At 70.2% G+C, this 21,732-nt stretch carries 15 protein-coding genes; 8 read left to right on the forward strand and 7 right to left on the reverse strand.

Annotation, left to right across the window (positions count from 1 at the left end):
- Positions 1-22: 22 nt before the first annotated feature.
- From AB0K11_RS07195 to AB0K11_RS07210, 4 genes are all read left to right on the forward strand, one after another.
- Positions 23-538 (forward strand): LppP/LprE family lipoprotein, encoded by a 516-nt coding sequence (locus tag AB0K11_RS07195; protein ID WP_364976640.1) that lies wholly within the window; start codon positions 23-25, stop codon positions 536-538.
- Between the two features lie 92 nt (positions 539-630).
- The gene (locus AB0K11_RS07200; protein ID WP_364974106.1) at positions 631-1,536 is read left to right on the forward strand and encodes a hypothetical protein; all 906 of its coding nucleotides are present in this window, start codon (positions 631-633) and stop codon (positions 1,534-1,536) included.
- Between the two features lie 118 nt (positions 1,537-1,654).
- Complete coding sequence (locus tag AB0K11_RS07205; protein WP_364974109.1) at positions 1,655-5,092, forward strand: TM0106 family RecB-like putative nuclease; 3,438 nt, start codon at positions 1,655-1,657, stop codon at positions 5,090-5,092.
- Positions 5,093-5,100: 8 nt separating this feature from the next.
- The gene (locus AB0K11_RS07210) at positions 5,101-6,441 is read left to right on the forward strand and encodes an FAD-binding oxidoreductase (RefSeq protein WP_364976643.1); all 1,341 of its coding nucleotides are present in this window, start codon (positions 5,101-5,103) and stop codon (positions 6,439-6,441) included.
- Positions 6,442-6,457: 16 nt separating this feature from the next.
- Here AB0K11_RS07210 and AB0K11_RS07215 read toward each other — a convergent pair whose 3' ends face one another.
- Positions 6,458-8,551, reverse strand: coding sequence for an MFS transporter (locus tag AB0K11_RS07215; RefSeq protein WP_364976646.1), 2,094 nt, complete (start codon positions 8,549-8,551; stop codon positions 6,458-6,460).
- Between the two features lie 203 nt (positions 8,552-8,754).
- Positions 8,755-9,957, reverse strand: coding sequence for a multidrug effflux MFS transporter (locus tag AB0K11_RS07220; RefSeq protein ID WP_364976649.1), 1,203 nt, complete (start codon positions 9,955-9,957; stop codon positions 8,755-8,757).
- Positions 9,958-10,188: 231 nt separating this feature from the next.
- Between AB0K11_RS07220 and AB0K11_RS07225 the strand changes: the two genes are divergently transcribed.
- Entirely contained in the window at positions 10,189-10,938 is a 750-nt protein-coding gene (locus AB0K11_RS07225) for a hypothetical protein (RefSeq protein WP_364974112.1), read from the forward strand.
- A gap of 212 nt (positions 10,939-11,150) precedes the next feature.
- Positions 11,151-15,044, forward strand: a complete 3,894-nt coding sequence (locus AB0K11_RS07230) for a multifunctional oxoglutarate decarboxylase/oxoglutarate dehydrogenase thiamine pyrophosphate-binding subunit/dihydrolipoyllysine-residue succinyltransferase subunit (RefSeq protein ID WP_364974114.1) — start codon at positions 11,151-11,153, stop codon at positions 15,042-15,044.
- Between the two features lie 73 nt (positions 15,045-15,117).
- On the opposite strand, the gene AB0K11_RS07235 is transcribed toward AB0K11_RS07230, so the two are convergent.
- Positions 15,118-15,504: a DUF732 domain-containing protein gene (locus tag AB0K11_RS07235; RefSeq protein WP_364974116.1), complete on the reverse strand. Its 387-nt coding sequence runs from the start codon at positions 15,502-15,504 to the stop codon at positions 15,118-15,120.
- A gap of 109 nt (positions 15,505-15,613) precedes the next feature.
- Between AB0K11_RS07235 and AB0K11_RS07240 the strand changes: the two genes are divergently transcribed.
- Complete coding sequence (locus tag AB0K11_RS07240) at positions 15,614-16,444, forward strand: SDR family oxidoreductase (RefSeq protein ID WP_364974118.1); 831 nt, start codon at positions 15,614-15,616, stop codon at positions 16,442-16,444.
- Between the two features lie 32 nt (positions 16,445-16,476).
- Here AB0K11_RS07240 and AB0K11_RS07245 read toward each other — a convergent pair whose 3' ends face one another.
- Both AB0K11_RS07245 and AB0K11_RS07250 read right to left on the reverse strand, forming a co-directional pair.
- The gene (locus tag AB0K11_RS07245; RefSeq protein ID WP_364974120.1) at positions 16,477-17,304 is read right to left on the reverse strand and encodes a glycine betaine ABC transporter substrate-binding protein; all 828 of its coding nucleotides are present in this window, start codon (positions 17,302-17,304) and stop codon (positions 16,477-16,479) included.
- Positions 17,305-17,311: 7 nt separating this feature from the next.
- Positions 17,312-18,514 carry an NADP-dependent malic enzyme gene (locus AB0K11_RS07250; RefSeq protein ID WP_364974122.1) on the reverse strand — a complete coding sequence of 401 codons (1,203 nt, stop codon included), beginning with the start codon at positions 18,512-18,514 and terminating at the stop codon, positions 17,312-17,314.
- Positions 18,515-18,659: 145 nt separating this feature from the next.
- Here AB0K11_RS07250 and corA point away from each other — a divergent pair, with 145 nt between their 5' ends.
- A complete protein-coding gene (gene corA, locus AB0K11_RS07255; protein WP_364974125.1) occupies positions 18,660-19,766 on the forward strand; it encodes a magnesium/cobalt transporter CorA in 1,107 nt (368 codons plus the stop codon).
- Here the strand turns inward: corA and AB0K11_RS07260 are convergent.
- Complete coding sequence (locus AB0K11_RS07260) at positions 19,763-20,368, reverse strand: suppressor of fused domain protein (RefSeq protein WP_364974128.1); 606 nt, start codon at positions 20,366-20,368, stop codon at positions 19,763-19,765. The genes corA and AB0K11_RS07260 overlap by 4 nt on opposite strands.
- Positions 20,365-21,732: a sn-glycerol-3-phosphate ABC transporter ATP-binding protein UgpC gene (ugpC, locus tag AB0K11_RS07265; RefSeq protein WP_364974130.1), complete on the reverse strand. Its 1,368-nt coding sequence runs from the start codon at positions 21,730-21,732 to the stop codon at positions 20,365-20,367. Before ugpC ends, AB0K11_RS07260 begins: the two co-directional genes overlap by 4 nt.

Below are 21,732 nucleotides of genomic sequence, written 5' to 3' on the forward strand. Positions count from 1 at the left end.
GGCTGGTTGCCTGGCTCTCGTGATGCTCGTCGGGTGCGGATCGGGCGATTCGACGGCGTCCAAGACACCCGAGGCCGCAACAGCGGCACCGAGTGCAGCACCGCCGCCGGCCGTCCGGCCCACCGTCGGCCCGTCGACCGCCGCCACAGCGGGCCCCGTCGACCCGTGCGCGGTCAACCTCGCAGCGCCCGAGATCGCCAAGGCGGTGTCCGAACTGCCCCGCGACCCGCGCAGCAATCAGGCCTGGAGTCCGGAGCCGGTGGCCGGGAACTACAACGAGTGCGCCCAGCTGTCCGCGGTGATCGTGCGGGCCAACACCAACGCCGAAGGTCCGAACACCCGCGCGGTGATGTTCCACCAGGGCAAGTTCATCCCGACCGGGGTGCCCGACACCTACGGGTTCAACGGGATCGAGGACTCCGCGTCGACCGGGGACACCGTCGCGCTGCGGTACTCCGGCGGCATCGAGGGCCTCGACAGCGTGGTGCGCTTCCGCTGGAACGGCAACGGGGTCGAGCTGATCGGCAACACCGGCTGACCAGCCATAACACGTGTGTGGTTTACATCACACCCGCTCGGGTATGACGCCGGTGTCAATAGTTCGGGGACTCCGGTGAAGGGATAGGTCCAATGGAGGACGCACTCCGAGACATGTGGCGGTCGGTGGCCACATTCGCGCCCAAACTGCTGGCGTTCATCGTCATCCTCATCGTCGGCTGGCTGGTGGCGAAGCTCATCGCCAAGGCCATCGACAAAGTGCTCGAGCGGGTCGGATTCGACCGGGCCGTCGAGCGCGGCGGCATCAGGAAGGCGCTGCAGCAGAGCAACTACGACGCCTCGACCATCGTCAGCAAGATCGTCTACTACGCACTGCTGCTGTTCGTCCTGCAGCTGGCCTTCGGCGTGTTCGGCTCCAACCCGATCAGCGACCTGCTGGCGGGCGTCATCGCCTTCCTGCCGAAGCTGCTGGTCGCGCTCATCATCGTCGTCGTGGCCGCCGCGATCGCCGCGGCCGTGCGCGACATCGTGTCCAACGCGCTCGGCGGCCTGTCCTACGGGCGGATGCTCGCCAACATCGCCAGCGTCTTCATCCTCGGGCTCGGGATCATCGCGGCGCTGAACCAGGTCGGCATCGCGCTCACCGTGACGCTGCCCGTGCTCGTCGCGATCCTCGGCACCATCGGCGGGATCCTGGTGGTCGGCGTCGGAGGTGGCCTGATCAAGCCCATGCAGCAGCGCTGGGAGGACTACCTCGACAAGGCCGAGCGCGAGGGCCGCAACATGCGCGAGCACCTGGACCGGCGCTCGTCGGGCGGTTCGGCAGGCGTCCAGCAGCCGACCCAGCAGCTGCCCGCCTACAGCGCTGCGCCTTCGGGCCCGGCGCCCACCGGTCCCACGCCGACGGCCCCGGGGCAGCAGTCCTACCCGCAGGGTCAGGGCGGCGCGTCCTATCCCCCGCCGCCGCAGCACCAGGCGCCGCCCCAGGGCTACGGCGACTACCCGCAGCAGGGCTACGGCCGCGGCCCGCAGAGGTAACCCCGGAATATCCCCGGCCGCGACACTGCGGTGAGATCGCCGATCCGATGCGTGACGCGATCTCACCGCAGTCCCGGCGTGAGGTGGGCTGTCGGCCCGCTCCCCTAGCATTGCCCTCGTGTTCGTCATCGACGACGGCCCGGGCCACACGTCCGACCCCCTGGTCGTCTACAGCGCCTCCGATCTCGCCGCGGCCGCCCGCTGTGAGTACGCGCTGCTGCGCTCGTTCGACGCCCGGTTGGGCCGCGGGCCCGCCGTCGCCGCCGAAGACGAATTGCTGGCGCGCACAGCGCAACTCGGTGACGACCACGAACAGCGGCACCTCGATGCCATCCGCGCGACCGCCGACGCGACGGTCACCGTCATCGGCCGTCCGCGGTACACCCTGGCCGGGCTGACGGCCGCGGCCGAGGCCACCCGCAGCGCGGTCGAGCGGCGGGCGCCGGTCATCTACCAGGCCGCCATGTTCGACGGCCGCTTCGCGGGGTTCGCCGACTTCCTGCTCCTCGACGACGACGGCCGCTACCGGCTGCGGGACACGAAGCTGGCCCGCTCGGTGAAGGTCGAGGCCTTGCTGCAGTTGGCCGCCTACGCCGAGACGCTCACCGCCGCGGGCATCGAGGTGGCGCCCGAGGTCGAACTGGTGCTCGGCGACGGTGCCGTGGCCCGGTACGCGGTCGACGAACTGCTGCCGGTGTACCGGCCGCGACGCGCCGCGCTGCAGCGCCTGCTCGACCGCCATCTCGCCGGTGACGCCGCCGTGTCGTGGGAGGACACCGAGGTGCGGGCCTGCTTCCGCTGCCCCGAGTGCACCGCCCAGGTGCGGGCGCACGACGACCTGCTGCTGGTCGCCGGGATGCGGGTCAGCCAGCGCGCCCGCCTGATCGACGCAGGCATCACCACCGTCGCCGAGCTGGCCGGCCATCACGGTCCGGTGCCGGAGCTCCCGGCCCGCGCCGTCACCGCGCTGAGTGCGCAGGCGCGGTTGCAGACCACCGCCCGGATCGACGGCAAGCCGCCCTACGAGATCGCCGATCCGCAGCCGCTGATGGCGCTGCCCGAACCCGACCGCGGCGACCTGTTCTTCGACTTCGAGGGCGATCCGCTCTGGACGGCCGACGGCCGCGAATGGGGTATCGAGTACCTCTTCGGCGTCCTCGACACCGCCGACACGTTCACCCCGCTGTGGGCGCACGACCGCGGGCAGGAGCGCCGGGCGCTGCTGGACTTCCTCGCGATGGTGCGCAAGCGCCGCAAGCGCCACCCCGGGATGCACGTCTACCACTACGCCGCCTACGAGAAGACGGCGCTGCTGCGGCTGGCCGGCCGCTACGGCGTCGGCGAGGACGAGGTGGACGACCTGTTGCGCAGCGGCGTGCTCGTCGACCTCTACCCATTGGTGCGCAAGAGCATCCGGGTGGGCACCGAGAACTACAGCCTCAAGTCGCTGGAGCCGCTGTACATGGGCGCCCAGCTGCGCAGCGGTGACGTCACCACCGCGACCGACTCCATCACGCAGTACGCCCGCTACTGCGAGCTGGGCGCCGAAGGGCGCGACGACGAGGCCGCGGTGGTGCTCAAGGAGATCGAGGAATACAACCGCTACGACTGCACGTCCACCCGCAAGCTGCGGGACTGGCTGATCTGCCGTGCCATCGACTGTGCGGTACCGCCGCGCGGGCCCCAGCCCGTCACCGACGGCGCGACGGTGGACCCCGATGACCACCTGGCCCGCCGACTGGCCCGATTCGTCGGCGACGACGCCGCTCTGCGCACCCCCGAGCAGTCCGCGGTCGCGATGGTCGCCGCCGCCCGCGGATACCACCGCCGGGAGGACAAGCCGTACTGGTGGGCGCATTTCGACCGGCTCAACAACCCGGTCGACGAGTGGGCCGACACCACCGACGTCTTCCTCGCCGAGCACGCCGAGGTGCACACCGACTGGCACACCCCGCCGCGGGCGCGAAAGCCGCAGCGCTGGGTGACGCTGACCGGGTCGGTCGCCGCAGGCGGGCTCGGCCGCGAGATGTACGCCCTCTACGAACCGCCCGCGCCCGCCGGCCTGTCCGACGATCCCGACCGGCGGGCGTTCGCCCCGGTGCGGGTGGAGGCGTGCGACGACCCCGAGGCGCCGACCGAGGTGCTGGTCATCGAGCGGGAACCCAAGGGCGGCGGCACGTTCGACGCACTGCCCTTCGCGTTGACCCCCGGCCCGCCCATCCGCAAGACAGCGCTGCAGGATTCGATCGAGACCACGGCGACGGCACTGGCCGCCGGGCTGCCGCGGCTGCCGGTCAACGCCGTCGTCGACATCCTGCTACGCAGGCCGCCGCGCACCCGCTCCGGAGATCCGCTGCCCGGCACCGACGCCGGCGCCGCCGAGGCGATCACCGCCGCGCTGCTCGACCTGGACTCGTCGTATCTGGCCGTGCACGGTCCGCCGGGTACCGGCAAGACGTTCACCGCGGCCGCGATCGTCTCGCGGCTGGTCAACGACCACCGCTGGCGCGTCGGTGTGGTGGCGCAGTCGCACGCCGTGGTGGAGAACCTGTTCCGCGACGTGCTGGCCGCGGGTGTGGATGCCGCCCACGTCGCCAAGAAGAAGGGCGGCGCCGACCCCGGCTGGACGGTGCTCGACGAAGCCAAGTTCCCCGCATTCCTCGCCGAGCACGCCGCCGCCCGCACCGGTTGCGTGATCGGCGGCACCGCGTGGGATTTCGCCAACGACTCCCGGGTTCCCCGCGGCTGCCTCGACCTGCTGGTGATCGAGGAGGCCGGCCAGTTCTGCCTGGCCAACACCATCGCGGTGGCGCCTGCCGCCGCGAATCTGCTGCTGCTGGGCGATCCGCAGCAGCTGCCGCAGGTCAGTGCCGGCACCCACCCCGAGCCCGTCGACTGCTCGGCCCTGGGCTGGCTGGTCGCCGACGCGCACACGCTGCCCGCCGAGCTCGGCTACTTCCTCGACCGGTCGTACCGCATGCATCCCGACGTGTGCACGGCGGTGTCGCGGCTTTCCTACGACGGGCGGCTGCGTTCGTTCGAGTCCGTGACCGCCGCCCGTCGGCTCGAAGGCCTGGCACCGGGCGTGCGGGTGCTGCCCGTGCGCCACGACGGCAACGCGACCGAGAGTCCGGAGGAAGCCGCGGCGATCCTCACGGAGATCCGGCGACTGATCGGCTCAGCGTGGTCCGACGAGGACGGCACCCGCCCGCTGAACCAGCACGACGTGCTGATCGTCACGCCCTACAACGCGCAGGTGACGCTGCTGCGCAGGCACCTCGACGCCGCGGGCCTCGACGGCGTGCGGGCAGGCACCGTCGACAAGTTCCAGGGCCAGCAGGCGCCGGTGGTGTTCGTGTCGATGGTGGCCTCATCCATCGACGACGTTCCGCGCGGGATCTCGTTCCTGCTCAACAGGAACCGGCTCAACGTGGCGATCAGCCGGGCCAAGTACGCGGCGTTCGTCGTGCGGGCGGAGACCCTCACCGAGTACCTGCCCGCCACCCCCGACCGGCTCGTCGAGCTGGGCGCGTTCCTCACCGTGGCATCGCAGTGACCGGCTCGCTGCCTCGCACGCTGTCCGGGGTCGTCGGCGCGGCGTACGTCAGCACCGACGCCGACCTGCTGGCCGGGCGCAGCGTCGACTACACGGGCAGATACCGCGGCCGGGCGGCGGCGCTGGTCCGCCCAGGCGACGCGGCGCAGGTGGCACAGGTGCTGCGGGAGTGCCGCGACGCCGGCGCCCACGTCACCGTGCAGGGCGGCCGGACGTCACTGGTCGCGGGCACCGTGCCCGAACACGACGACGTGCTGCTGTCCACCGAACGGCTCACGCAGACAAGCGAACTCGATGTCGCGGACCGACGGCTCCGGGTGGGTGCGGGCGTGACGCTGGGCGCCGTGCAGCAGGCCGCCGTGTCCGCGGGTCTGGTGTTCGGGGTCGATCTGGCGGCCCGCGATTCGGCGACCGTCGGCGGGATGGCCTCGACGAACGCCGGCGGGCTGCGCACGGTGCGCTACGGCAACATGGGCGAGCAGGTGCTCGGGCTGGAGGTCGCGCTGCCCGACGGCACGCTGCTGCGCCGGTTCAGCCGGGTCCGCAGCGACAACACCGGATACGACCTGGCGTCGCTCTTCGTCGGAGCGGAGGGCACCCTGGGTGTGCTCACCGAACTGGAGCTGCGGCTGTATCCGACACCAGCACAACGCATCACCGCCGTCTGCGGGTTCGCCGACTTGACGTCGCTCGTCGCCGCAGGCCGCCTGTTCCGCGACCTCGACGGGATCGCGGCGCTCGAGATGATCGACGGGCGCGCCTGCGCGGTGACCGCCGAGCAGATGGGCGTCGCCGCGCCGGTGGAAGCGCCGTGGCTGCTGCTGGTCGAACTCGCAGGCACCGACGATCCTGGCGAGCGGCTCGCCGCAGCGTTCGACGACATCGACGTCAGCGGGGAACCCGCCGTCGGTGTGGACGTCGCTGCGCAGCAACGGCTCTGGCGGGTCCGCGAGGCAGTGCTGGAGATACTCGGCGTGTACGGCCCGCCGCTGAAGTTCGACGTCTCACTGCCGCTCGAATCGGTCGCCGGGTTCGCCGCGGCCTCGGCCGACCTGGTGAGCACGCACGCTCCCGACGCGATACCGGTGTTGTTCGGCCACATCGGCGAGGGCAATCTGCACCTCAATGTGCTGCGGGTGGACACCGCCGCCGAGCAGCACCTGTACGCGGCGATGATGACGCTGATCGCCGACCACGGCGGCAACGTCAGCTCCGAACACGGCGTGGGCTCACGCAAGCGCGACTACCTGACGATGTCGCGCACCGAGGACGACGTCTCCACGATGCGGGCGCTGAAGACGGCGCTCGATCCGACCGGCTACCTGAACGCGGCGGTGCTGTTCCGCTGAGGCGCCCGGTGCCGCATCACGGCCGGGAGTGACGGCCGCGTGGGGCCGCGTCGTGGTCGTCGTGCTCGGCGCGGTAGTGCCGCCCGTTGCCGGCGGACCCGTTCGATCGCGGCGCCTCGACGTGTCGGTCGCGAGGGTGACCGTTGGTCTGGAACGGGTCGCGCGGCGGCGCAGGCGGCTCGACGGGCGGCGGCTCGACCTGCGGCAGCAGTTGCAGCCGCTGCTCCTCGTCGACATGGAATCCGTTGTGCGCGCGCCCGTTGGCCTCGCCCGACGGCTTCGACGGAGCGTCGGCCATCAACGCCTCCAGGATGTTGCGCCAGGGGTCGGGCTCTGATTCGGCTCGCATCGGGATGGAAGCGGGCTCCGGAACGGGATCCGTGTCGGCGGGCGCGTCGGCCGGTTCGTCGGCCGGTTCGTCGGCGGCGAGCAGGCTGTGCCACGACTCGACCGGATCGCTGTGCCACACCTCGGCGGGGGCGGGCAGCGGATGCTCGACGCGCGACGCCAGCGGCTCGGTCACCGCATCGTCGGCGTCCGCGACGGGTGCGGGCCGCGCGGGCGCGGGCGGCGGGTCGTCCCACTCGACGGTGTACTCGAGGTAATCGTCGTCGTCGAAGTCGTAGGCGTCGTACATGTCGTCGGCGTGCGCGGCCGCGTGCATCACGTCGGTGCGCGCCTCGGGATCCACCTCGCCTGCCGCGCCGGACGTCCGCCCCGACCGCTCGCCGAAGCCCAGCAGGAACAGCGCGGCCACCACCCCGAAGAGCGCCACGAACGCGGGCAGCAGGATCGACTGGGACATCGCCGCGGCGAACGGCTCGTGCAGGAACGCCGGCAGCGCCGTGACGGCCCCCTCCCCGACCGGCGCCGACCCGCCTCCCGGCATCTCCGCGCCGATCCGCGACGTCATGAACGCCGCCATCCCCGCGCTGCCCAGCACCGAGCCGACCTGGCGGGTGGCGTTGTAGACCCCCGACCCCGCACCGGCGAGCGTCGGCGGCAGGTTGCGGGTGGCGGTGGCGGCCAGCGGTGACCAGATGAAGGCCATGCCGATGCCCATCAGCATGATCGGCAGAACCAGCCGCCAGATCGGCGTCGACGGCGTCATGTCGATCGACAGCCAGGTCAGCGCAATGGCCAGGGCGGAGAACCCGAACCCGACCACTGGCCGGGGGTGCGAACGGTCCACGATGCGCCCGACGATCGGCGCCAGCACCCCGGTCGCGATCGCCATCGGGGCGGTGAGCAGTGCCGCCCGGGTGGGTGACAGCCCGCAGACGGCCTGCGCGTAGAACATCAGCGGCAGGATCATCCCGGTGACGACGAAGCCGATCGTGGCGATGCCGAGGTTGGACAGGCTGAAGTCGCGGTCCCGGAAGATTTGCAGCGGGATCAGCGGCTCGTGCGGGGTCACCGACTGCCAGTAGACGAACCCGGCCATCGCGCCGATTCCGAGCGCGACGCAACCCCAGATCCACGCCGCCCAGCTGTGCGACTGGCCCTCCTGCAGGGCGAAGACGATGAGGAACATGCCCAGCCCGGAGAGCAGCACACCGGGGATGTCGAAGCCGTTCTTTCGGGTGGGCAGCGCAGGCACGAACCGGGCGGCCAGCAGCAGGCCGGCCACGCCGACGGGCACGTTGACGATGAAGATCCACTGCCAGCCGAGGGTGTCCACCAGCACGCCGCCTGCCAGCGGACCCACCAGCGTCGCGACGCCGGCGGTGGCTCCCCACACGCTCATCGCCACACCGCGCCGCTCGGGCGGAAAGATGCGGGTGATCGTCGAGAGGGTCTGCGGGGTCAGCAGCGCCGCGCCGACACCCTGGACCACCCGTGCGGCGATCAGCATCTCGATGTTGCCCGCCAGGCCGCACCCCAACGAGGCGACGGTGAACACCGCCAATCCGGCCAGGTAGATGTTTCGCGGACCGAACCGGTCGCCCAGCCGGCCCGCGAGCAGCAGGGGCACGGCGTAGGCCAGCAGGTAGGCACTGGTCACCCAGATCACCGCGTCGTAGTCGGTGCGCAGGCTCTGCATGATCGACGGATTGGCGACGGCCACGATGGTGGCGTCGACGAGGATCATGAAGAAGCCGATCATCATCGCCCACAGGGCATGCCACGGGTTGGCCGCCGGCTCGTCCGGGGTCACGGCATCGCCCGGTCGCGGCTTGGCCGCACCGTCACGTCCCGGCCTCCGGGCAGCAGGTGAAGAGAACATATGGCGTCGACTCGCTAACCAACGATCCACCGACGCTACGTACCCGCTGCAGGCACGACAAGTCGGGGTCGGCGCCGCGCCGCCGGTCACACGGCTTCGGCGACCGCCTCACGCTCGGCGTCGGCCTCGTCGTCGGAAGCCGGTGCGCCCACTGCGAGCAGGGCGAACAGGGCGATCACCATGCCCGCCGTCATCACCACGGCCAGCGCGAACTCGCCGTTGCCGAGCACACCGACCAGCGGTGCGACGGCGGCGCCGAGCCCGAACTGGGCGGCGCCCAGCAACGCGGCGGCGGTGCCCGCGGCCTCGGAGTGCCGCGACAGCGCCACGGCGGGCGCGTTCGGGATCACCAGTCCCATGGCGGCGAGGATCGCCCACACCGGCACCAGGAAGCCGAACAGTCCGCCGACCTGGGCGACGGTGATACCGACGAACACCGCTCCGGCCAGGGACGCCGCGGACAGCGCCCACACGACGATGGTCTGCGGCGTGAACCGGCGCAGCAGCACGACGTTGAACTGTGTCGCCCCGATCAGCGCGACCGCGCCCGCGGCGAACAGCAGCGCGAAGTCCTGCTGGTCCACGCCGTAGCGGCCCTGCAGCACGAACGGAGCGGCGGCGATGTAGGCGAACAGCCCCGACATCCCGAGCGCGGCGACGAGCACCAGGATCACGAACCGGGCGTCCCGCAGCAGGCCCGCGTAGGTGGCGGCGATGCCGCGCACCCGCAGCGGCCGCCGGTGTGCGACCGGCAGCGTCTCGGGCAGCGCCAGCGCGGCGAGAAGCAGCAGCAGACCGGCCAGCAGGACCAGCGCAAGGAACACCCAGTGCCAGGAGGCGTGCAGCAGCACGGCGGCGCCCAATGAGGGCGCCAGCACCGGCGCCACGCCGAGCACGAGCATCAGCCGCGACATCACGGTGGCGGCTGCCGAACCGGAGAACAGGTCACCCACGACGGCGATCGCCACCACCGCGGCGGCCGCGGCGCCCATCCCCTGCAGGCCGCGGGCCACCCCGAGGACGGCGATGTTCGGCGCCAGCACGCACAGCACCGACGCCAGCATGTGCAGCACGATGCCGACCATCAGCGGTCGGCGGCGGCCCAGCGAGTCCGACAGCGGGCCGACGATGAGCTGGCCCAGCGCCAGGCCGGCGAGCGTGCCGGTCAGGGTCAGCTGGGCGACCGACGACGACACCCCGAGCTCGTCGCCGATGCTGGGCAGGGCGGGCAGGTACATGTCGATGGTGAGCGGACCGAGCGCGACCAGCGCGCCGAGCACGAGGATCATCTTCACCCGCCGCGGCGAAGGGGCGTCACGCCGCGAGGCGCGGGTTGCTGGCACAGGCGGGCTCACGCGTGGGGATGATGCCATGCAATTGGTTAGCACCGCATATCAATATTTTCTTCCCGGCCGTGACCGCGATCACCGCCGGGCACCCGCGCCGGTCGCCGCTCGTTGTCGACCCGATAGCCTGAACGATTACGGCTCACGCACTGTTCGCACACGGGGAGGCCCGGAATGAGCGCTCGGTCCCGCAAGACCAAGCTGCCTGCGACCACGGACGGCTCGGCCGAGAGTCCCGGCACCGCCGCGCGGGTGCTGTCGCAGATCATCGAGGGCAGTACGCGGGTGCAGGCGCCTGCGGTGCGCGCCTACGTCGACCGGTTGCGCAAGGCCCGTCCGGACGCCGGACCGGCCGAGATCATCACCTCGCTGGAGAAGCACTACGTGGGCGCGGTGATGGCCAGCGGCGCAGCCGTCGGATCCGCCGCGGCGTTCCCCGGCATCGGCACGCTCACCGCGATGTCGGCGGTGGCAGGCGAGACCGTGCTGTTCCTCGAGGCGACGTCGGTGTTCGTGCTCGCGGTGGCCGAGGTGCACGGCATCCCCGCCGAGCACCGCGAGCGCCGCCGCGCGCTGGTGCTCTCGGTCCTCGTCGGCGAGGACAGCAAGCACGCCCTCGCCGACCTGATCGGACCCGGCCGCACCAGCGGCGGATGGATCAGCGACGGCGCGGCGACGCTCCCGCTGCCCGCCGTGACACAACTCAACTCGCGGCTGCTCAAGTACTTCGTCAAGCGCTACACCCTCAAGCGCGGTGCGCTCGCGTTCGGCAAGATTTTGCCGGTCGGCATCGGCGCGGTCGTCGGTGGTGTGGGCAACCGCATGATGGGCCGCAAGATCATCGACAACGCCCGCAAGGCGTTCGGTGCGCCGCCGCCGCGGTGGCCGTCGACGCTGCACGTACTGCCGTCCGCGCAGCCCTGAATCGGCGCTGATCGATGCGCCCCGCGAGACCACTAAGACCATAAGTGCATCGACGTGGTCCGGCCGATGCCGGAGCGCTAGCCTTTAGGCGGCGGACGAGCGGGTAACCGCAACGTAGGCCGCGAACACGAGGACGCTAAACCAGGACACGAAAGCGGCGAGCACCTTGCCAATGCTTGCCCGAGGCGACGGAATCGAGGCGAGTAGCTGCCGTGAGCAGTTCACCTTCACCATTCGGACAGAACGAGTGGTTGGTCGAGGAGATGTACCGCAAGTTCCGCGAGGATCCCTCGTCGGTCGACCCCAGCTGGCACGAATTCCTGGTCGACTACAACCCCGAGCCGACCGGGGACTCGTCGACGGCCAGGGCCGGTAACGGCCAACCGGCCCGCAGCGGTGCGCCGAAGTCGCCACCGGAACCCGCCCCCGCGCCGCCGCCGCAGGCGAAGTCGGCTGACACATCAGCTGACAAGGCCGCCGCCAACGGCACGGCGAAATCGGGATCGGCACCCGCCAAGGATGACAAGCCGGCACCGGCCAAGCCCGCCGAGAAGTCCTCGGAGAAGCCTGCGGACAAGTCCTCCGAGAAGCCTGCCGAGAAGTCCTCCCAGAAGCCTGCCGCCAAGAACGACAAGCCCGCCGAGAAGAGCGACAAGAACGACGACAAGAACGACAAGGCGCCGGCCGCCAAGCCGAAGGCCGCCTCGGGTGACGCCGACTCCGACGAGAACCAGGTGCTGCGCGGCGCCGCCGCGGCCGTCGCCAAGAACATGTCCGCCTCGCTGGAGGTGCCGACCGCCACCAGCGTGCGCGCCATCCCCGCGAAGCTGATGATCGACAACCGCGTCGTCATCAACAACCACCTCAAGCGCACCCGCGGCGGCAAGATCTCGTTCACCCACCTGATCGGGTACGCGATCGTGCAGGCCGTCAACAAGTTCCCGAGCATGAACCGGCACTTCGCCGAGGTCGACGGCAAGCCCAACGCGGTCACGCCCGCCCACACCAACCTCGGTCTGGCGATCGACCTGCCCGGCAAGGACGGCAACCGTCAGCTCGTGGTCGCGGCGATCAAGAAGGCCGAGTCGCTGGCGTTCGGCCAGTTCATCGCCGCCTACGAGGACATCGTGCGGCGCGCCCGCGACGGCAAGCTGACCGCCGAGGACTTCTCCGGCGTCACGATCTCGCTGACCAATCCGGGCACCATCGGCACCGTGCACTCGGTGCCGCGGCTGATGCGCAACCAGGGCGCCATCATCGGCGTCGGCGCGATGGAGTACCCCGCCGAGTTCCAGGGCGCCAGCGAGGAACGCATCAACGACATGGGCGTCGGCAAGCTCATCACGCTGACGTCCACCTACGACCACCGCATCATCCAGGGCGCGGAGTCCGGCGACTTCCTGCGTACGGTGCACCAGCTGCTGCTGTCCGACGAGTTCTTCGACGAGATCTTCCGCGAGCTCGGCATCCCGTACGAGCCGGTGCGCTGGCGCATCGACAACCCCGACCCGATCGAGGACAAGAACGCCAGGGTCATCGAGCTGATCGCGGCGTACCGCAACCGCGGTCACCTGATGGCCGACATCGACCCGCTGCGGCTGGACAAGAACCGGTTCCGCAGCCATCCGGACCTCGACGTCAACAGCCACGGCCTGACGCTGTGGGACCTCGACCGCGAGTTCAAGGTCGGCGGCTTCGCCGGCGCCGAGCGCAAGAAGCTGCGCGACGTGCTCGGCCTGCTGCGGGACTCCTACTGCCGCCACGTCGGCGTCGAGTACACCCACATCCTCGAGCCCGAGCAGCAGACGTGGATCCAGGAGCGCGTCGAGGTCAAGCACGAGAAGCCGACCGTCGCCGAGCAGAAGTACATCCTGAGCAAGCTCAACGCGGCCGAGGCCTTCGAGACCTTCCTGCAGACCAAGTACGTCGGGCAGAAGCGGTTCTCACTGGAGGGCGCCGAGACCGTCATCCCGATGATGGACGCCGCCATCGACCAGTGCGCCGAGCACGGCCTCGACGAGGTCGTCATCGGCATGCCGCACCGCGGCAGGCTCAACGTGCTGGCCAACATCGTCGGCAAGCCCTACTCGCAGATCTTCAGCGAGTTCGAGGGCAACCTGAACCCGTCACAGGCGCACGGCTCCGGCGACGTCAAGTACCACCTCGGCTCGACCGGGATCTACCTGCAGATGTTCGGCGACAACGACATCGCGGTGTCGCTGACGGCGAACCCGTCACACCTGGAGGCCGTCGACCCGGTGCTCGAGGGCCTGGTGCGCGCCAAGCAGGACCTGCTCGACAAGGGTGACGGCGACGACGCGTTCACCGTCGTGCCGATGATGCTGCACGGCGACGCGGCATTCGCCGGCCAGGGTGTGGTCGCGGAGACGCTGAACCTGGCGCTGCTGCGCGGCTACCGCACCGGCGGCACGATCCACATCATCGTCAACAACCAGATCGGGTTCACCACCTCACCGCACGACTCGAAGTCGTCGGAGTACTGCACCGACGTGGCGAAGATGATCGGCGCGCCCATCTTCCACGTCAACGGCGACGATCCCGAGGCCGCCGCGTGGGTGGCCAAGCTCGCCGTCGACTTCCGGCAGAAGTTCAAGAAGGACGTCGTGATCGACATGCTGTGCTACCGCCGCCGCGGGCACAACGAGGGCGACGACCCATCGATGACGCAGCCCGGCATGTACGACGTGATCGACACCAAGCGCGGGGTCCGCAAGACCTACACCGAGGCGCTGATCGGCCGCGGCGACATCTCGATGAAGGAAGCCGAGGACGCCCTGCGCGATTACCAGGGCCAGCTCGAGCGGGTGTTCAACGAGGTCCGCGAACTCGAGAAGCACGACATCGCGCCCAGTGAGTCCGTCGAGGCCGACCAGGTGCTGCCCGCGAAGCTGGCGACCGCGGTCGACAAGGCGGAGCTGGCCCGCATCGGCGACGCGTTCCTCAACGTCCCCGACGGCTTCACCGTGCACCCACGGGTCAAGCCGGTGCTGGAGAAGCGCCGCGAGATGGCCTACGAGGGCAAGGTCGACTGGGCCTTCGCCGAACTGCTCGCGCTCGGCTCGATGATCGCCGAGGGCAAGCTGGTGCGGCTGTCCGGTCAGGACACCCGGCGGGGCACGTTCACCCAGCGCCACTCGGTGATCATCGACCGCAAGACCGGGCAGGAGTACACGCCGCTGCAGATGCTGGCGACCAACCCGGACGGCACGCCCACCGGCGGCAAGTTCCTGGTGTACGACTCGGCGCTGTCGGAGTTCGCGGCGGTCGGCTTCGAGTACGGCTACTCGGTCGGCAACCCCGACGCGATGGTGCTGTGGGAGGCGCAGTTCGGCGACTTCGTCAACGGCGCGCAGTCGATCATCGACGAGTTCATCAGCTCCGGTGAGGCCAAGTGGGGCCAGCTCTCCGATGTGGTGCTGCTGCTGCCGCACGGCCACGAGGGGCAGGGTCCCGACCACACGTCGGGCCGCATCGAGCGGTTCCTGCAGCTGTGGGCGGAGGGCTCGATGACCATCGCCGTGCCGTCGACCCCGGCGAGCTACTTCCACCTGCTGCGCAGGCACGGCATGGACGGCATCCAGCGGCCGCTGATCGTCTTCACGCCGAAGTCGATGCTGCGCAACAAGGCCGCGGTCAGCGATCTGCGCGAGTTCACCGAGGGCAAGTTCCGCTCGGTGTTGGAGGAGCCGACCTACACCGACGGTGACGGCGACCGGTCGAAGGTCAAGCGGGTGCTGCTGACCAGCGGCAAGATCTACTACGAGCTGGCGGCCCGCAAGGCCAAGGAGAACCGCGACGACGTCGCGATCGTGCGCGTCGAGCAGTTGGCGCCGCTGCCGCGGCGGCGACTCGCCGAGACGCTCGACATGTACCCGAACGTCGAGGAGAAGTTCTGGGTGCAGGAGGAGCCGGCCAACCAGGGCGCGTGGCCGTCGTTCGGGCTGATCCTGCCCGAGTTGCTGCCGGACCACTTCACCGGCATCAAGCGGGTGTCACGGCGGGCCATGTCGGCGCCGTCGTCCGGGTCGTCGAAGGTGCACGCGGTCGAGCAGCAGGAGATCCTCGACGAGGCCTTCGCCCCGTAGCCGTCCGTCCACCAGACAGCAGTCAGGGTCGTGATCCGTAGCGGATCACGACCCTGACTTCGCTTTCGAGACTTCAGAAGCCCATCATCGGCAGCGGGAACGGCGTCTGGCCGTTGGCCAGCGACGCCATCGCGCCCGGGCAGAACGCCGAGATCGCCAGGCCGGTGAACATCGTGGCAGGGCCGAGCGGGCGGCCGAGCGCGTCGGACACCTCGCCGGCGACGTTGGCCGCATTCTGGCCGGGCTCGACGAGCATCGGGCAGATCTGCTGGCCTACCTGAGTCGCGGTCGCCGGGTCGATCCCCGAGAGCCCCGGACCGCCGAGGCTGTCGAGGAACACATCGGTGGCGGGATCGGCCTGGGCGGGAGCCGCCCCGACCGACAGGGCGGCGCCGAAGACGCCTGCCGTCACGGCGAGCGCGGCGGCTGCCACGCGGTGGTTGCGCTTGTTTCGCTGCATGACTTGGCATCGCGGCCGGCGGCGGCGCCGTTACGCCTCGCCCCCGCGGGAGTGGTACCGCGGGTACCGACTAACCTCGTCCCGAGGCAACGACAAGAGGAGTGCACACATGGACGGCTTCGCCGGAAAGGTCGCCGTGGTGACCGGAGCTGGATCGGGCATCGGCCAGGCGTTGGCCATCGAACTGGCCCGCTCGGGAGCCAAGCTGGCGATCAGCGACGTCGACACCGAGGGGCTGGCCGCCACCGAGGAGCGGCTGAAGGCCATCGGGGCACCGGTGAAGGCCGACCGCCTCAACGTCACCGAGCGCGAGGCGTTCCACCTCTACGCCGACGAGGTCAAGAACCACTTCGGCAAGGTCAACCAGATCTACAACAACGCCGGGATCGCCTTCACCGGCGACGTCTTGGTCAGCCAGTACAAGGACATCGAGCGGGTGATGGACGTCGATTTCTGGGGCGTCGTGAACGGCACCAAGGCGTTCCTGCCGCATCTCATCGAATCCGGTGACGGCCACGTGGTGAACGTCTCGAGCGTGTTCGGGCTGTTCTCGGTGCCCGGCCAGGCCGCTTACAACGCCGCCAAGTTCGCGGTGCGCGGGTTCACCGAGGCGCTGCGGCAGGAGATGATCCTGGCCCAGCATCCGGTCAAGGTGACGACCGTGCATCCCGGCGGCATCAAGACCGCGATCGCGCGCAATGCCACCGCGGCCGAAGGACTCGACGCCGAGCAGTTGGCGAACGTGTTCGACAAGAAGCTGGCGTCGATGTCGCCGCGCCGTGCTGCCGTGGTCATCCTCGACGGCGTGCGCAAGAACAAGGCCCGCGTCCTGATCGGCAACGACGCCAAGGTGCTCGACGCGATCGTCCGCATCACCGGGCCGCATTACCAGCGGCTGTTCGCGTCCTTCACGTCGCGGATGATGCCACCGCCGAAGTAGTCGCACGCCCGGCAGGCACGGGCGCGCGGACGTCAGTCGCGCAGCGGGTGGGCGGACAGCCAGTCGTCGGCCACCCGCCCCGGGTCGGCCCCGTCGTCCACCGCCTGCTGCATCTCCGCCAGCGCCGCGGTGTCGAGCACCCCGGCGACCTCGTTGAGCCCGAGCACCTGCGACTCGTCGAGTTCGTTGCGCCGGTACAGCGGCACCACGTTCTCGGCCCGGATCAGCGCGGAGCGGTCGGCCAGCACCACGATGTCGTCCGGGATCGCGGCTGCGGCGGTGGTGGTCCACGCGGCGTTCACCCGGCCACCCCGCAGCGCCGTCCACAGCGCGGCCTCGTCGGGGAACTGGCGCGGCGCAGGCAGCCGGCAGGTGCCCACCACCGACGGTGTCTGCACCCCGGCCACCTTCCCCGGGCGGACCTCGGCGCAGCGGCCGGTGAGCGCGGACAGCCGCTCCCCCTGCGCCTCGGCGGTCGCCTCGGTGACCGCGAGCGCGGGCCGGTCCTGCGCCGACATCGCGTAGTCGCCTGCGGCCACCCCCTCGGGCAGCGCCCCCAGCAGCTGCCGGTACACCTGCTCGCCCGCGCGGGCGGTGGCGCCGGGTTCGAAGCGCTGCAGCAGCCGGCCGGTCAGCCCGGGTACCACCTTGACCTCACCGGCGTCCAGCGCGGTCAGCGGATCGTCCGACGGCAGCACCACGGTGGCCGTGCCGTAGTTGCGCAGCGCCGCCGCGTAGAGGTGCGCGATCACCACCGACTCGGTGTCGGGGTAGGAGCCGATCGTGATCAGGGGCGGCGCGGGCGGACCGCCGCAGCCGCTGAGCACGAGTGCGACGAGCGCCAACGCCAGCCGGCGCATCGTCGGCTCAGGCCTGCGACGCCGCGGCCACCGCTTCGGCCACCGCGGGCCCGACCCGCGGGTCGAGCGCGCTCGGGACGATGTGGTCGACGGCCAGGTCGTCGCCCACCACGGAGAAGATGGCCTCGGCCGCGGCGACCTTCATCTTCTCGGTGATGCGGCGGGCGCCGGCGTCGAGCGCACCGCGGAACACACCGGGGAACGCCAGCACGTTGTTGATCTGGTTCGGGAAGTCGCTGCGCCCCGTCGCCACCACCGCGGCGTGCCTGCGGGCGGCGTCGGGGTGGATCTCCGGATCCGGGTTCGACAGGGCGAACACGATGCCCTTGGGCGCCATCGTGGCGATGATCTCCTCGGGCACCACCCCGGCCGACAGGCCGAGGAACATGTCGGCCCCGTTGACGGCCTCGGCGATGCCGCCGGTCAGATTCCGCGGGTTGGTGCTCGCGGCGAGTTCGGCCTTGAAGGTGTTGAGGTCGTCGCGCCCACTGTGCACGATGCCCTTGGAGTCCAGCACGACGATGTCGCGGATGCCCGCGGCGATCAGGATGTTCGCGCAGGCCACCCCCGCGGCGCCGGCTCCGGAGATGACCACCTTGAGGGCGTGCATGTCGCGGCCGAGCACCTGGACCGCGCCGAAGAGCGCGCCCAGCACCACGATGGCGGTGCCGTGCTGGTCGTCGTGCATGACCGGGCAGTCCAGCGCCTCGATCACCCGGCGCTCGATCTCGAAGCAGCGCGGGGCGGAGATGTCCTCGAGGTTGACCGCGCCGAATGTCGGGCGCAGCCGGATCAGGGTCTCGACGATCTCGTCGGGATCCTTGGTGGCCAGCACGATCGGGATCGAGTCGAGCCCGCCGAACGTCTTGAACAGTGCGCTCTTGCCTTCCATCACCGGCAGCGACGCGGCGGGGCCGATGTCGCCGAGGCCGAGCACCGCGCTGCCGTCGCTGACGACGGCGACCAGCCTGCTGGCCCACGTGTACTTCGCGGCGAGGGTGTGGTCGGCGGCGATCGCGCGGCTGACCTGAGCCACCCCCGGCGTGTAGGCGATCGACAGCGCGCGCTGGGTGTCGAGCGGCGAATTCATGCCGACCGAGAGTTTTCCGCCCTCGTGCGCCGCGAAGATCTCGGCGTCGTCGATGACGACCTGTGGGGTGCGCGCCTGCGACTCACGGTCAGGCGAGGAGGCGACGATGCTTTCCGACACTGCGCAAGGGTATCGGACCGCGAAATCTCACAGTGCCCCATTCCCCCCGCGTGAGTACCGCGGCGCGCAGGTGGGCCCCAGCTTCGGCGCGTAGCATCTGTACGGCCCGAACAGGGGTTTCGACCGTGTCGCAGGAGGTGGGCCCATGCCGTCGTTCCGCGCCCTGCCGCCGTCGATGGTGCGAACCTCCACCCGCAACAGGTCCATGCATCCCGACGCGTCGACCATCCACGTCCCCGTCGCGCGGGCGATGGTGGACTGCGGGGTGTACTGCGAGGGCAGGCGGCTGCCGGGCAAGTTCACCCACGCCGCGGCGCTCGCCCGGGTGCGCGAACTGGAGGCCGACGGCCGCCCCGCGTTCGTGTGGATCGGGCTGCACGAGCCGGACGAGCACCAGATGCAGGCTGTCGCAGAGGTTTTCGGTCTGCACGAACTGGCCGTCGAGGACGCGGTGCACGCCCACCAGCGACCGAAGCTGGAGCGTTACGACGACACCCTGTTCCTGGTGCTCAAGACCATCAACTACGTCGAGCACTCGTCGATCGACAACGCGCGGGAGATCGTCGAGACCGGCGAGATCATGGTGTTCGTCGGCGCGGACTTCGTGGTGACGGTCCGCCACGGCGACTTCAGCGGGCTGGCCGGGGTGCGAAAGCGGATGGACGCCAACCCCACCAACTGCGCGTTGGGTCCGTACGCGGTGATGCACGCGATCGCCGACCACGTCGTGGACGGCTACCTCGACGTCACCGACCTCGTCGAGACCGACATCGACGCGATGGAGGAGAACATCTTCTCCCCCGCCAGCACCACCGACATCGAACACATCTACCTCCTCAAGCGTGAAGTGGTGGAGATGCGCCGCGCGGTCACCCCGCTGACGCTGGCGTTGCAGCGGATCGGCACCGACCACAACGACCTCATCTCCAAGGAGGTCCGGCGCTACATGCGCGACGTGCTCGACCACAACACCCAGGCCGCCGACCGGATCGCCAGCTACGACGAGGTGCTCAGCTCACTGGTGCAGGCGGCGGTGGGCAAGGTGTCGATGCAGCAGAACACCGACATGCGCAAGATCTCGGCGTACGTGGCGATCGCGGCGGTGCCGACCGCGATGGCGGGCATCTACGGGATGAACTTCGACAACATGCCCGAACTGCACTGGACGTACGGCTACCCGGCGGTGCTGGTGGTGATGGTGACGGTGTGCTTCCTGCTGTACCGCACGTTCCGCCGCAACCACTGGCTCTAAACGGGGCGCGCCGCAGGCCTGTCCGGGTCCAGGATGTCGACCCCGTCGGCGGTCCAGGCGTCCCGCATCGCGTCGGCGCCCTTGAGTCGCACCCACGCCGCCTCGGTGGGAGTGATGGGTGTCGCCGTCAGCACGGCCACCGGGGCGATCGGCCCGGGCAGCGCGATCTCGCCGATCTCGCTGTCGCTCAGCAGGAATGCGGTGAACGGCGCCCGGTCGAACAGCGGCTCGCCGAGGTCGACGAGTGCGCCGGGTTCGAGCACCAGCCCTTCGACGGCGGGTGCGGCGGCCAGTACCGCCACCGAACGGGCGAGGCCCTTCGGGGTGGCGCCGCGCAGGGCGACGGTCACCTCGGCGCGGGGGCCGTGGATGGCGTCGGTCACGAGTTCGGTCGGATCGAACATCGGGTGTCGCGAACAGCCAAGGGAGACGAAGTGATTGACGTCCTCCATGCCCGGCCGTCCGTCCGGCCCGAAGCGCAGCACGTCGATGCGCTCGGTGCCCAGGAACGTGATGCTGGCCGCGGCGGGGTCCGCGACGATCCCGGCCCGAGCGAAGTGCTCGCCCAGCCGGGCGCGGACCACGGCCAGGACGTCGGTCACTCGGCAGGTGGTTTGGTCGGCTGGTCGGCGTCGCGCTCCTCGGCAGCGTCGGCAGGCGCCTTGTCGTGCTTGTCGTGCGCCCTTTCGGCGGATGTCTCGGCGGGCGCTTCGGCGGGCTTCTCGGCAGCGGGCTTCTCGGCGGTCGAGACCTCCGCAGCGGGCTTCTCGGCGGCGGCCGCGGGTTCCGTGCGCTCCCCCGCAGGCGGGATGGACAGGTTCGCACCGGTGTCCGCGTCGAAGATCACCAGCTTCGACGTGTCGAAGGCCAGCTGCAGCTTCTGGCCCGGTGCGACCTTGGACTCCGTGGAAACCCTTGCCACGAACTCGTTCTCACCGGCTCCAGACTCGGCCGCGAGCTCGGCCAGCTGAGCGGACTGCGCGCCCGCTCCTTCGGACCTGAAGTGCACGTACTTGTCGGCGCCAAGCGACTCCACGATGTCGACCTCGACGTCGAAGGTCAACGCGCGGATGCGGGCGTAGCCGTCGAGCAGGGCCGCGTCCTCGAGGTGTTCGGGACGGATCCCGACGATGATGTTGGCCGGCCTGGGGTGGCGGGCGAGCATGTCGTGCACGTGCTGGGTGAGGGTGATGTCGCCGAACGGCAACCGCACCCCGACGTCGGTCATCGTCGCCGGGAAGAAGTTCATCGCCGGGGAGCCGATGAAGCCCGCGACGAACAGGTTGGCCGGCCGGTTGTAGAGCTCCTCGGGAGTGCCGATCTGCTGGGCCACACCCGCGAGCATCACCACCACCCGGTCACCCAGGGTCATCGCCTCGGTCTGGTCGTGCGTGACGTAGACCGTGGTGGTGCCCAACCGGCTCTGCAGACGCGAGATCTCCGAACGCATCTGGACCCGCAGCTTGGCGTCGAGGTTGCTCAGCGGCTCGTCCATCAGGAAGGCCTTGGGGTCGCGCACGATCGCGCGTCCCATCGCGACCCGCTGCCGCTGCCCGCCCGACAGCTGACCCGGCTTGCGGTCGAGGAGTTCGGTGAGGTCGAGGATCTTGGCGGTCTCGGCCACCTTCGAGGCGATCTCGTCCTTCTTGACCTTCGCCAGGCTCAGCGGGAAGGCGATGTTCTGCCGCACCGTCATGTGCGGGTACAGCGCATAGGACTGGAACACCATCGCGATGTCGCGGTCCTTGGGTGCCTTCTCGTTGACGCGCTCGCCGCCGATGCGGAGTTCACCCGACGAGATCTCCTCCAGCCCGGCGATCATGTTGAGCGTGGTGGACTTTCCGCACCCGGACGGGCCGACCAGGATGATGAACTCGCCGTCGGCGATGGAGATCGACAGGTCCTTGACCGCCGTCGCGCCGTTCGGGTAACTCTTCGTCACCCCGTCCAACACTATTTCGGCCAT

Origin of the sequence: Mycobacterium sp. NPDC050551 (genome assembly GCF_040674075.1) — a bacterium.
GTDB lineage: Bacteria > Actinomycetota > Actinomycetes > Mycobacteriales > Mycobacteriaceae > Mycobacterium.